Consider the following 13,341-nt stretch of genomic DNA (forward strand, 5'->3'; position numbering starts at 1 on the left):
AGGCTCTTAATTGTCCGCTGAGATTAAATGAATGTTGAACAAAAACGGTCAACCCTATTTAGGGAAGTACACACCCTAACTCTTAACTCTTACTTCTTAACTAAAAAAATACTCAAGACTAAAACATTACGCTCTCATTCATCTTAAAATAGACCTTCAGGCACACTATTTACATGCTGGTACACATCTAAAACAACAGTTTGTCCTCAATTTTGTAAGGAATTAATAAACTGAAATGGTAATGAAAAAAATCAAATTACTTTTACTTCTATGTATAGGAGCGATGTCATCAGTGATGGCACAAGAGAAACCTAATATTGTACTTTTATTTGTGGATGATTATGGATGGTCAGATGTGGGCTACAGAAATGAATCATTCGTTACACCTCATTTAGATCAATTCAAAAAAGAGAGTCTTGAGTTCACTAGAGCTTATATTCCTACTCCCACATGTAGTCCGAGTAGAGCATCTTTATTGACCGGAAAAGAAGCGGCACGTTTGCAGATGCCTCGTCATATTGGTCATGAAATGCCCGACGGAAGTAATACAAAAGAGTTTGGTTTATGGTCGATTGATCCTGCCAAAAGGGGATCAAGAAACTGGTTGCCATTAGAAGAGGTGACTTATGCAGAGAAGCTTAAAGAATATGGCTACTATAATGCCTTTTTAGGAAAATGGCATTTGGGACATGAAACTTTTCACCCTATTCACCAAGGGTTTGATGAGCAAATTGGCGTCAGTAATTTTGGTCACCCGAAAAGCTATTACGCTCCATTCTTTAAAGACAAAAATGCTTACCAAGAGTTCAATGATCAGCCGGATGTTTATCTTACGGAAGTCATGACTGATACAGCAGTGCATTTCTTGGAAAATTATAATAAACCACAACCTTTTATGATGACTCTTTGGTACTATACTGTACATGGTCCTCATATTGGTAAAAAAGAATTGGTGCAGAAATATATCGATCAAGGGATGTTACCAAAATATGCTGAATATCACGCTATGGTAGAAAGCATGGATAAATCCGTAGGTACTATTTTAAAGACCTTAAAACGTTTGAAGATGGACGAAAATACAGTAGTCATCATCACTTCAGACCAAGGGAGTTTCTTCGAAAACACGCCGTTAGCAGGTGGTAAAAGACATAATACATTAGGAGAAGGTGGAGCAAGAGTACCGATGATGATCAAATATCCATCTGTGACAAAAGCAGGAACAGAATACTCAAAACCAATTCAAACAATTGATATTTTTCCAACTCTAATGGAAATCGCTTCGGGGCAAACCTACAAAGACAGCAACATTCAAGGAAAAAGCTTGATGCCTGCTTTAAAGGGTAAGAGCATGAAGAAGAGGAATCTTTATTTTATGAGAAGCTACGAAGATCAGTATGCCGCTATTATGCAAGAGGATTGGAAACTAGTAAAATACCATTCTGGAAAGTTTGAGCTATTCAATGTCGTAGAGGACATTTCGGAAGAGCATAATAAAATTGATGTTGAAACAAAACGAGCATCAAAAATGAAGGAAGCGTTATTGGAATGGGAAAATGAAGTATATGCAGGGTGGAAAGAAGTAACGCTAGAAAATAGCCATTTATTTAAGGTGAATAAGAAGAAGGCAAAGGAAAAGGGGATCAAATAAGACGAAAAAAACACTTTATATAAAAATTTTCAAAATACAATTTGTATTCAACAGTAAGTATGCGAGAGGTGATAGGTTTTCTTATCATCTCTTTTTCTGTTTATACAATTGATGGAGTAATTATAGAAAGCTGAATTGTTGTGAAGTATTGTCCTACCGTACGTTGTATTAAGCGATACTGTCACTACGCACTATCATTTTGTATAAGTTTCTAACTGATCACCTCAAAAAAACAGACCAACTTACTCCAAAATCAGGTTGGTCTGTTTTTACAAAAATACTTACCTTTACCCTCGGAAATACCATTATTTCCTTCACGAAAAAAGTACAATAATGAAGAATGATTTAATACGTTTTGATTGGGCAATGAAACGCCTTTTAAGAAATAAGGCGGATTATGTAATTTTAGAAGGATTTCTCTCTGAATTAATGCAGGAAGATATCACTATTGATAGTATTTTAGAAAGTGAAGGAAACCAAGAAACGGCTTCTGATAAATTCAACCGTGTAGATATTTTGGTAAAAAACCAGAAAGGAGAATACGTTATTATTGAAGTTCAAAACCAACTAGAATACAATTATTTTCAGCGTATGCTTTATGGTACTTCAAAAGTATTGACCGAATATATATCTGTTGGAGAAGCATATCATCATGTCAAGAAAATTTATTCAGTCAATATTGTATATTTTGATTTAGGACAAGGAGCTGATTATGTTTATCATGGCAAGACTAACTTCAAAGGTATATATCAAAATGACGCTTTAGAACTATCAGGCAAGCAAAAAGTATTTTTAGGAGAAGAAAAAACCCCATCCGATTTATTTCCCGAATACTATATTATCAAAGTAAATCAATTTGATGATGTGGCCAGAAATACGCTTGATGAATGGATTTACTATTTCAAAAACAACGAAATCAAAGACAATTTTAAAGCAAAAGGACTAGAACAAGCCAAAGAAATATTGAAAGTAGATAAGATGTCAAAATCAGAACAGGTAAGCTATAAAAAACATATTGTCAACCTTATGGAGGAAGCAAGTAGGGAACGTACATTGGAGATGGATGCAATCATTAAGGAGAGGGAGATTGGACAGGAAATTGGGGAGAAGAAAAAAGCCATTGAAACATCTAAAAACCTTTTAAAACTAAACCTTACTATTGAGCAAATAGCAGAAAGTACAGGCTTATCAATTGAGGAAGTAAAAGAAATAGCGGATACAATGTAGAGAGGTTGATTGCATGTGAAGAACTATAAAAGGAGCTAAATAAATGTAAGCTTTTATTTTTTATCAAAATAAAACACCAAACCCCTCAAGCCAAAAATACTTGTGGGGCTTGGTATTTTATATGTATTGTTTTATTGAAAAATTGAACTAAGCTAAATTTTCTACTGCATTTTCAGTTTTATTATCAACCGAATTGCTTACCTCTTTCAAAGATTTTAAATTGAAGATATAACCTGCTATTACCAAGCCAACACCCAAAAATGCCAAAGCAGTTGGTGGTTTTCCTTCTGTATTCAATCTTACCAATACATTCGCATATATAGAGGTAAAACTAATGGTTAATCCCATAAATAAAATTAATGCAGGTAACCAAGAAATTTTTGTAGATGAAAACTTTTTTTGAAGAAATACAATAGCCAAAGCGATGGTCACAAAACCACCCGCAACAGCTCTCATAAGTGCAAGAATTAATGCCTGAAAGTTCTGATCTACTTCACTCCATTCCAACATCACAGCTTCACTATGATAAGGCATAAAACTATTTTTAAAGAGATACACTACACCCATTATTAGTAGAATAAATGAAGCTAGATAAGTGGTTACATTTCCAATCTTTGAATTCATAATAGTAGCTTGTTATTATTTTGTTTATTATCAAATGGAATTCAGCATATACTAAAACCCTTTTTAATCGATCAAAAATAAGTCAAAAATAATTACAAGAATTGTTTTCATTTAAAAACCTTCAATATTTGTAATGTTAAGAGCTAGAACTGAGCATACTGTAGAGCCAACTAAAAAACACATACCCCTTCATTCTTCCTTCTATCCTTTACTTTAACCAAAGCTAAATTATTAGTTTTTGAAGTGTCTCAACTCGTTTTATTCCTTTCTAAGAAATGAAAAATAATAAGGTGTCAATAGTCACTATTTCAGTATTTTATCTCTATAGCTACATATTATATACACACAGGTTCAAATTTTTGTAAAAAGAAAATGACTTTTGTACTGGTACTAAAGCGGTAGTAATTGAGGGTATTTAGTATTTCGTGCATCATCATCACGGTTATATAACAATTTTGAGGGCATGATGCACGAACCCTAACTTCAATTACATAAAAATGAAATTCAAATGAAGTATTTACTTATACTGGGGTTACTTTTTTCAGCCCTGCAATTAACAGCGCAGCAAAGACTTAATTTTAATAAAGATTGGAAGTTTAAACTGAACGAAAATAGAGGAGCGGAATTCTCAGAATACAATGACAAAGACTGGAGGGAACTGAACCTGCCCCATGATTGGAGTATAGAAGGAGAGTATGATGAGAAGCACCCTATGGGTGGACAGTGTGGTTATCTTCCTGCCGGAATTGGTTGGTATAGGAAAACCATTGAAGTGCCTGAAGAGTGGAAAGGAAAAGCAGTTCGTATTGCATTTGATGGTGTATTTATGAACAGCACCGTTTGGGCCAATGGACGCAAATTGGGGACTCGTCCTTATGGATGGATTTCTTTTGATTATGATATTTCTAAAGAAGTAGAAAGTGATAAAACCATTACTTTTGCGGTTCGTGTAGACAATGATGCACAGCCTTCTGCGAGGTGGTATACCGGTTCTGGAATTTATGCTAATACTTGGATTGATATTAAGGAAAAAGTGAATATTCCTGCTAGTGGTATTTTTATTAAAACAGCTCAAAATAATATCAGTATTGCCACAGAAATTAAGAATGAGACTTTACAGAAAGCCAAAGGAACATTGACTACTGACATTGTAGATCAAGAAGGAAATATAGTGGCTACTGCTTCAAAAAAGTTTTTCTTAATGGAAAATGAGTTAGTGACGCTGGAACAGCATATGAGTATTGATTCTCCTGAACTTTGGTCTACTACAAATCCTTATTTATATAAAGCAGTTTCAAAAGTTAAATTAAAAAAGTCAGAAGAAGTTTATACGACTAAGTTTGGTGTTAGGGATGTAGAATGGAAACCGGAAACGGGCGTTTGGATCAATGGTGAGAATGTGAAATTACAAGGAGTATGTAATCACCAAGATGCAGGTGCTTTGGGAGCGGCGGTGCCCGATAAGATTTTACGATTCCGTTTAGAGCAATTGAAAAACATGGGTGTCAATGCCATCAGAACAGCCCACAACCCTCAGACTCCTCAGTTTTATGATATGTGTGATGAAATGGGTTTGATTGTGATGGATGAGATCTTTGATGGCTGGCATAAAAAAGCCATGAATGATTATGGCGCTCATCATTTTGAGGAATGGTGGAACAGGGATGTGACAGACTGGATCAAGAGAGATAGAAATCACCCGTCCATTATTATTTATTCTGTAGGAAATGAAACAAGAGGGGATGAAGCGGCAAAAGCATTGGTGGAAAGATGTCATGAATTAGATGATACAAGACCTGTTACTTCAGGGCATTCAGGTTCTGACTATATGGACGTATTTGGCGTGAATGGTCATAGTGAAAGAAAAGGTTTCTTTGATCACTTAAAAAAAGACAGAGTATTTATCGGTACAGAGAATACACACACTTTCCAAGTAAGAGGTTTTTACAGAACATTGACGTGGTACAGAGACGGTTACCCTTGTGTGCGTCATCAACCTTATGAGTACCCTGATTTAACTAAAGAAGAGGTTTTTACATATGATTGGACCACTTCTGCTAAGAAAGCAAACTACAAACAGCTTTTCAATTCAAGCTATGACAACGCCATGGTACGCTTGACTTCAAGACAAAACATTGTGCAGTTAAGAGACATGCCGAATTATGCAGGATCTTTCCGTTGGACGGGGCATGACTACATCGGTGAAGCTACTTTTGTACATGGCGGATGGCCTTTCAAATCCTTTATGGGAGGTGCAATTGATATGGCCAATTTTGAAAAAGACCTTTACTATTTATACCAATCACAATGGACGGAGGAGCCAATGGTACACATTTTACCTCATTGGACGCACCCTATGTTAGAGAAAGGAGTGGAAATTCCAGTTTGGGTGTATTCTAATTGTGATGAAGTGGAATTGTTCTTTAATGGGGTATCTCTTGGAAAACAAAAGCCGGGCAAATCATGGGATAAAATGCAATGCCAGTGGATGGTTGGTTATCAGGAAGGAACCTTGAAAGCAGTAGGGTATAAAAACAATAAAGTGGTCACTGAAGAAACTATTGCGACAGCTGATCAGCCTGCTAAAATTAAATTGTCGATAGATGGTGAACCTTTGAATAATACAAAGGAAGATATAGTGCAGTTGAGAGTAACAACAACGGATGAGAAAGGAGAGTTTTACCCCTATGGTGAAAACAGAAATTTCTTCAAAGTACTTGGGGCAGGGCATGTAAAAGCATTGGACAATGGTAGTCCTGTGGATGTGGAAAAGCACTATTTAGCCACTGATCGAATTGGTTTTTATGGTTTGACGAGGGCTTATATTGAATCTTTGGATGCTTCTGGAGATGTGAATGTAATTGTAGGTTCAATCTTAGGAGATAAAAGGTTATTGACCTCAAAGAAGGTGAGTATTGATGTTCAGAAAATGGCTTTAAGAGGAAAAGAAGCGAAAGGGGATTTCAGCATTTTTTATACCACTGATGGAAGTGAACCAACGACTGCTTCTACAAAATACGATCAAGCTTTTGATTTAGAATTAGGAAAGACAGTGAAGGCCTTGGTTTTGTTTAATACTAAAGAAGTTCTCCGTATGTATGAGCGTTTTGCAGAAGATGAAGGTTTTGAAATGGACCCCGTTGTAACTGCTCTCAATCCAGGCGGTGATCAAGCAGAAGATGCGGCATTCGATCAAGTGACCATCTCTTCTGAAGGAGCCAACTTTAATGGAAAAGGGTATATCGACTTCGGTAAAAATCAAGGTGGGTACATAGAGTGGTACCAGGAAAATGATGGAAGCGAAGGTGAGTATACTTTGAAAATCAGATACTCGGCCTCTAAGAGAGATATTCAAGAACATAAAGTACTGTTGACCATCAATGGCGAAAGTCAGGAATTGATATTACAGGCAGTAGAAAAATACAGAAAAGACTGGAATGAATACGAAATCAACGTGACATTACAGTCGGGTGCGAATACCATTCGTGTGACTACTTTAAATGCTAACGGCTTATGTATTGATGAGCTAAAGGCACTATAATTTTTTATTGAATTGAGCAATGTACAGTTGCTCAATTCATAAGAGATGTTTCAAACATGCTCTAAGAATCCAATAAATTTTCGTGAAATGAAAAAACTTATCGTTACATTAGGTGCTTTGCTAGTAAGTGCCAGCTTTACTTTCGCACAGAAAGAAAGTGATTTTTACCAAGATAAAATAGGTCAAGTCTCTAAAACCGTTGATCTTGTAAAAGATTATAAGGTGAATAATAAAGACGATAGAGATGATAGTGCACAGTTGCAAAAAGCGATTGATGATATGACGGCTTTGAAAAAAGGAGGACGTATCAATATTACTGCTGGTAAATATTATTTTGGAAGCATTGAAGTAAAATCAAATGTACATATCGTCATCTCAAAGGATGCTGTGATTTACCCAACTCTTCCAGAGAAAAATAAAAATTATGGCGTTTTTGATTTCGGAACCAAAGGCAACTACGTTGAAAACGTAAGTGTACGAGGAGATAAAGGACAGTATAAGGTAGATGTGAGCAAAGTAGTGAACAAAAATGTAAGAGTGTTCAGCATGACGAATGCCCACAACTTTTTGATTGCTGATATGAATTGTATTGATGATAATACAAAATTTTCTTCCATTACTATGGGGTATTCCAAAGTCAATGGAAAGTATGTAATGTCTGATAATGGTGTGGTGAAAAACTGTAGAATAGAGAAAGCACATTACGGTTATGGTTTAGTACAATCTCAGGCCCTCAAAAACGTATTCTTCAAAGACCTCTGGGGTGATGGTGGTGTTACACTTCGCTTAGAGACGGGTTTAAAGAAAATGAATAACGCCCAAACAGGTGGTAATCATGATATCTATGCCAAAAATATCTACTGTCAAAACGGAAATGCAGGGGTGATGATTTCTCCTCATGCCATCAGAAATGGACACGTTGAAGTGGATGGAGTGGAAACTGTAAATACAGGTTTTGCTTTGAGAATTGATAAAGGATATACGAATAAAGAGCAGAAAAAACTAAAATTACAACCGGGGTATTATGCCAATACTTCCATTGTGAAGAATGTAAAAGCTACTTACGGTGAGAATGCTCAAGTAAAACCAAAACATTTTAAATACATCACGTGTGATGCCAAACCATTGATCCACTCAAACGCACATCCTGATGGTGAAAGCTACCCTGCACCAGCAGTAGCTGCAATTTTATACAGAGCAGATGGAAACGCAGATAATGCAAATGGCTATTACAACGTGAAAATATCAAATGTGGAAGCGATAGGTTTCCCGCATCAGAAAAAAGCTATCATTAATGAAAGTGATGAAGTGGGATCTTGTGAACAATAGTTTAGCATTGTAATTCAATTCCCAAACTTCCATAAACACACATCACATAAATTTTTCCACCCATCATTGACCCATGATTAAACCTTGGGTTAATGATGGGAAGTGGCACTTTATTGCATTACAAGCCACTAAGTACTAGGACAAAAGTTATGGAACTTTTTTAATTCTTCATTCAAAAAACCTCCTGTTTTTTTGACTTAGTACTCATAATTAATTAACACCATAAATTTGAAATGAAATGAAACGAATTTTACTCACAATTTTTGTGGCCTTATTCTCATGGGCTACACTTTCTGCACAAAACGAAACGGACTTCTACACTGACTATCTAGGTACCATCAGTCGAACGGTAGATCTAGTCGCTGACTACAATGTCAATAACACTGATGCTGAAGATGACAGTGAAGCATTGCAACAAGCCATTGATGACCTCACAGCACTTGAAAATGGAGGAAGGATTAACATTCCAGGGGGAGATTATTTCTTCAGGAACATCCACGTGAAGTCGAATATTCACCTAGTCATCCACAAAAATGCTACAATCTATCCTACGGATATTGGAGGTGATAAAAACTTTGGGATTTTTAATGTCGGGAAAGATAAAGAGTATACAGAGAATGTTAGTATTAGAGGGAAAAGCGGTCAGTTTACTGTAGATGTCACCACTTCTATTAATCCAAATGTAAGAGTAATTTCATTGATCAACACCCAAAATTTTTTAGTAGCAGATGTAAGTGTAATTGATGATAACACCAAGTTTTCAGCCATTACAATGGGCTACTCACTTTACAATGATAAATATGTCATGTCGGAAAATGGCGTAGTGAAAAACTGTAGAATAGAGAAAGCGCATTACGGTTATGGTTTGATACAGTCCCAAGCCTTGAAGCATGTATTCTTCAAAGACATTTGGGGAGATGGAGGCGTTACATTACGTTTAGAAACGGGATTGAAGAAGATGAATGAACTTCAAGTAGGTGGTAATCATGATATTTACGCTAACAATGTGTACTGTCAAAATGGAAATGCAGGGGTGATGATTTCTCCTCATGCCACCAAAAATGGTCATATCGAAATAGATGGAATAGAAACTGTAAATACAGGTTTTGCCGCCAGAATCGACAGAGGGTATGTCACAAAAAAGGAAGATTCCTTAGGTATTACTCCCGGCTACTATGCCAATACTAGCATTGTCAAAAATGTAAAGGGAACTTATGGAAAGACAGCACAAGTGAAGTCAAAACACTTTGGCTATGTACCTTGTCAGCTTCGTCACCTAATCGGTGAAAATTACAACAAAGATGGAGAAAGTTATCCCGCTCCAGCAGTAGCTACAGTTTTGTATAGAGCCGGCAATCAAAATAATGCGGATGGATATTATAAAGTAGCCGTATCTGCCGTAGAATCTGTTGGTTTTAAATATCAGGAAGCCATTATTGGTGAGGAGAATTGGATAGATGATTGTACCGGTGTGCCAATAGAGCCAACGGACCCTATTACTCCAGAAGAACCTACCTCAAAAGAAGATTTATGGAGCATGGGTTATCAGGTTTACCCCAATCCCACTGATGGTATTTTCAATGTAAAAAGCACTACTATTACAGAGGCCACCAAGCTAGTAGTTTTTAATGCTCAAGGGGAAAAAATCAACCCCGTTATCATAAAAAGACACCAAAGAATAAAAGTAGATATTTCGGCGTACCCGAAAGGCTTATATTTAGTGAAAGTGGAAGGTGATCGTTTTAGAATTTTGAAACAGTAATTTCTATGCTGAGTGTCATTTGTTGTATGCTAATTATGTTCTAATTTTACCCTAGTTATTAATAATTACATAGCAATAAAGATGAAGTCTAAAAAAGAACAGCTAGAAGAATTAGAAAAAGAATTGGAACAGCATTTAGCCACTTTAAATCAAGATTTAGAGGTTTTACCTTCTTTAAAAAAACAGCAGAAGTTTGTGAAAAAAGCAAAGGAGTTGGAAGAGAAAATTAAAGCTTTGAAAGAAGGGTAATACAATTTGAGGTTTCAAACATGCTCATAATAAGAAAGGGTTATTGATAGATGGATTTATCAATAGCCCTTTTTTGCTTCAATAGTTATAACGATAATACTATAAGTAGCACTTCAAATTTTACTCTTATTTTTTATCTCATTTTTATCAAAAAACACTTCTTTTATCTTCATCTTTCACGAAAAAAAACGGATTTCAAATTCTAACAAAGGATTGATATTTTTTCAAAAAGAATAATAAAAACAATGCTGTAAACTTAGATCAGTAAATTTTTTAAACATAAATGAGATGAAAAGATACATCGTTTTTACAGCTTTTATTCTATTAATTTCAAGACAACTATTTGCTCAAGCACCTTTTCAATTATTTGATTTTACTAAGGCAAATACCTATATGTATTTTCCAGAAGTACCGTCAAAAACAAAAGAATTTTACATTCATTCCAACTATCATTTTTTGAGGTTCAATACAGAAGAATTGAAACTCACGCAAATGACAGGTTTGGCACCTTATGAAAAACTGGAAGACATCAGTATTCATAAAGAAGAAGCAGATATTTTGTCCATGTATTTAGAATATAATGGCGAAAGGTACAAAGTGATTAAAGAAGAGAAAGACAAGAAGTTTTTAGGAAGATGGATTGAAGGAGGGAAATATTATCAGCGCCGTTTAATTCCGAATTTGATTTTGGAAGATGGTCCTCTTTTTTCATTTAGCCTTGAAATCGCCTCATGGCCTGATGCATTTTCTTTTACTTTATCGTGTGAGGAAGACTTTATTCCAGAGGATGTCGAAATGAAGTTACTTGTTGAAATTGAGACTCCTAATACATTGTATAAGGTCGATCAGAAGAATAAGAACTTGGTGCAAGTCGTATCTAAAAAAGAAGTGGAATGGGAAGTCACTACAAATGATAAGAACAATACGCTAAAATATAGCAATGAGAAAATCCAAGTTGAGGGTGATTTAAAACAAAAGCATATTTCAGCACTCTTTCACCGTAAAATGGCTTATAAGAGTAATGATGGTTTAATCGTTTCTGCTATTGATAAAAAAGAACCTTATACTGATTTAAAACCTTATAAAGATCTTAAGAGGCAAGCTACAGTAATTCCGTTGTCTGGAAATATGGAGAAATTTGAAGGGTTGGAACGAACGGGACTTTTTCTTCAGAATACTTCTGATGAAATACGATATGAACGATTGATTTTCGAAAAGAAGCATCAAGTCAAAAATATCACAGGCACCACCATGATTTTAAGAGATAAGGAAGGGAATCCGATTGGTTTGCCGATACAAGTTTCAAAAAACTGGCATACAGAACACAATAGAAAATACAGTGGAACGTGGCTGAGAGGTTTTACAATTGTCAGCATTCCGCCAAATACCACTTTGGAGTTAGAACTGAGTAGAATCAATGGTTTTTGGGGACAGCTTCCTGCGGTGTCACACAGTCAGCTTTCATTGGAAGGATGGGGACAAAATGTACCCAACAATCACCAATTATGGGAACAAACATCTTTGGGGGCCTATGGTGTAAATATGTGTTTGGACCCTAATAAAAACCTTACGGGATCATTGATCAATGACCTACGTCCCTTTTATGTGCAGAGTACCAAGGCGGGGATTTCAGCTCCTCAAAAACATGACTGGACTCCTAATATTGGAGGAGGTGATGTATTGAAAATTTATGACAACAAGGGGGAAATTGTAGAAATAAAAGAAACGAAAGTAGATCAGGTACGAACAGGCCCTATCCTTACTGAGATTGTGTATAGAGGTAAGACGGGAGACGATAAAGCGGATTTCAAATTAACCACGTACATCATCAGAACGGATGACTACCTTAGAACTTTTTTCCATGTTGAATTAAACGTGCAAAAAACGATCAATTATAGTAAACTGGCCATCGCACAGTTTAGCTCCAAAGATTATAGTGATAATTTAGAAGACGGTCTAGCATATGGTAATGAGAAAGGTCTTTACCCAGATGTAGATCAGATCAAAGACATCAACGGATTTGCTATTCAAAGAGTGAATGCCACAGGAGCCGCTCCTTGGGTGAGTATGCATAAAGCAATTAATCAGCGACCTCAAAAATACGGTACGTGGGGAAACAAAGGCCTTATTCTAAGAGAATGGAATACGATTATTGATAAAAAATTAAATCAGGCACAGTTCACTTCTTACATGAAAGAAATAAAAACTGGCAACGGGAAAACGTATGAAAGGATGATAGAATTAAATCTTCCTAACCAAAAAAGACAGCTGAACAAAGGAGATAAAATTGATGCAATTATCGAATTGTGTGTGTTGCCCAACGAACCGAATGCCTATTATGGAACCAACACACTTTTCAAAGAATTTATCAATAAGAATGCTGATACTTGGAAACCGATGTACAGAGAGGCGTATCTGAACACACAAAAAATCAGTGTGAAAAAAGGAAAACTGACTCGTCAGATTCCTATAAGAATTGAAGCAGAAGATAATGAAGTGGTAGTGGATATTTCGAACGGTTTGGGGTATGTACCTGTTACGATTACCAATATCACAGACTATCAAAACTTCAAGCTGATTTTAACGAAAGGCGGTGAGTTTGTCAATTTGAAAGAACAGGAAAAATACGGAAATGATTACTGGCAGACGGATTTCAATCCTGATACAAAAACATGGGAAATCACTTATTCAGTACTAATGGATAGTGATCTGAATTTGAATTAATTAGAAAAGGGAAGAAGTGATAGAAGTGAGAAATTTATAAAAACGTTATAATCTATTGTGATAGAAAAGTGATAGACTTTGACCGTTTTCTTCAGTAAACCCTCTATTTATTCTCAAATATTACTTCTTCATTTTTAACATATTCTCTTTTTATTAGTTGTGAAATAGCTGGTTTTGAGTGATTTGTGATTTGAGCAAAAAAATGAAAAATATTGAAAAAGGGAAGACTTATAAAAT

Annotated in this window: 8 protein-coding genes; 7 read left to right on the forward strand and 1 reads right to left on the reverse strand. The window is 35.7% G+C overall.

The window, feature by feature from the left end; genetic code table 11:
* Positions 1–241: 241 nt before the first annotated feature.
* Positions 242–1,648, forward strand: coding sequence for a sulfatase (locus HHU12_RS19280; RefSeq protein ID WP_169658373.1), 1,407 nt, complete (start codon positions 242–244; stop codon positions 1,646–1,648).
* A gap of 333 nt (positions 1,649–1,981) precedes the next feature.
* A complete protein-coding gene (locus tag HHU12_RS19285) occupies positions 1,982–2,875 on the forward strand; it encodes an Rpn family recombination-promoting nuclease/putative transposase (RefSeq protein ID WP_169658374.1) in 894 nt (297 codons plus the stop codon).
* Positions 2,876–3,022: 147 nt separating this feature from the next.
* On the opposite strand, the gene HHU12_RS19290 is transcribed toward HHU12_RS19285, so the two are convergent.
* On the reverse strand, positions 3,023–3,499 hold the full coding sequence (locus HHU12_RS19290; RefSeq protein WP_169658375.1) for a hypothetical protein: 477 nt from the start codon (positions 3,497–3,499) through the stop codon (positions 3,023–3,025).
* Between the two features lie 508 nt (positions 3,500–4,007).
* Between HHU12_RS19290 and HHU12_RS19295 the strand changes: the two genes are divergently transcribed.
* The 5 genes from HHU12_RS19295 to HHU12_RS19315 all read left to right on the forward strand — a co-directional run bounded on the left by HHU12_RS19295 (position 4,008) and on the right by HHU12_RS19315 (position 13,104).
* Positions 4,008–7,040 (forward strand): glycoside hydrolase family 2 TIM barrel-domain containing protein, encoded by a 3,033-nt coding sequence (locus HHU12_RS19295; RefSeq protein WP_169658376.1) that lies wholly within the window; start codon positions 4,008–4,010, stop codon positions 7,038–7,040.
* Positions 7,041–7,127: 87 nt separating this feature from the next.
* Positions 7,128–8,369 (forward strand): glycoside hydrolase family protein, encoded by a 1,242-nt coding sequence (locus tag HHU12_RS19300; protein WP_169658377.1) that lies wholly within the window; start codon positions 7,128–7,130, stop codon positions 8,367–8,369.
* A 238-nt stretch (positions 8,370–8,607) separates the two neighbouring features.
* A complete protein-coding gene (locus tag HHU12_RS19305) occupies positions 8,608–10,131 on the forward strand; it encodes a T9SS type A sorting domain-containing protein (RefSeq protein ID WP_169658378.1) in 1,524 nt (507 codons plus the stop codon).
* Positions 10,132–10,212: 81 nt separating this feature from the next.
* On the forward strand, positions 10,213–10,380 hold the full coding sequence (locus tag HHU12_RS19310; protein WP_169658379.1) for a hypothetical protein: 168 nt from the start codon (positions 10,213–10,215) through the stop codon (positions 10,378–10,380).
* Between the two features lie 288 nt (positions 10,381–10,668).
* Positions 10,669–13,104: a hypothetical protein gene (locus HHU12_RS19315; RefSeq protein WP_169658380.1), complete on the forward strand. Its 2,436-nt coding sequence runs from the start codon at positions 10,669–10,671 to the stop codon at positions 13,102–13,104.
* Positions 13,105–13,341: the final 237 nt, after the last annotated feature.

Origin of the sequence: Flammeovirga aprica JL-4 (assembly GCF_012844305.1) — a bacterium.
Classification (GTDB): domain Bacteria; phylum Bacteroidota; class Bacteroidia; order Cytophagales; family Flammeovirgaceae; genus Flammeovirga; species Flammeovirga aprica.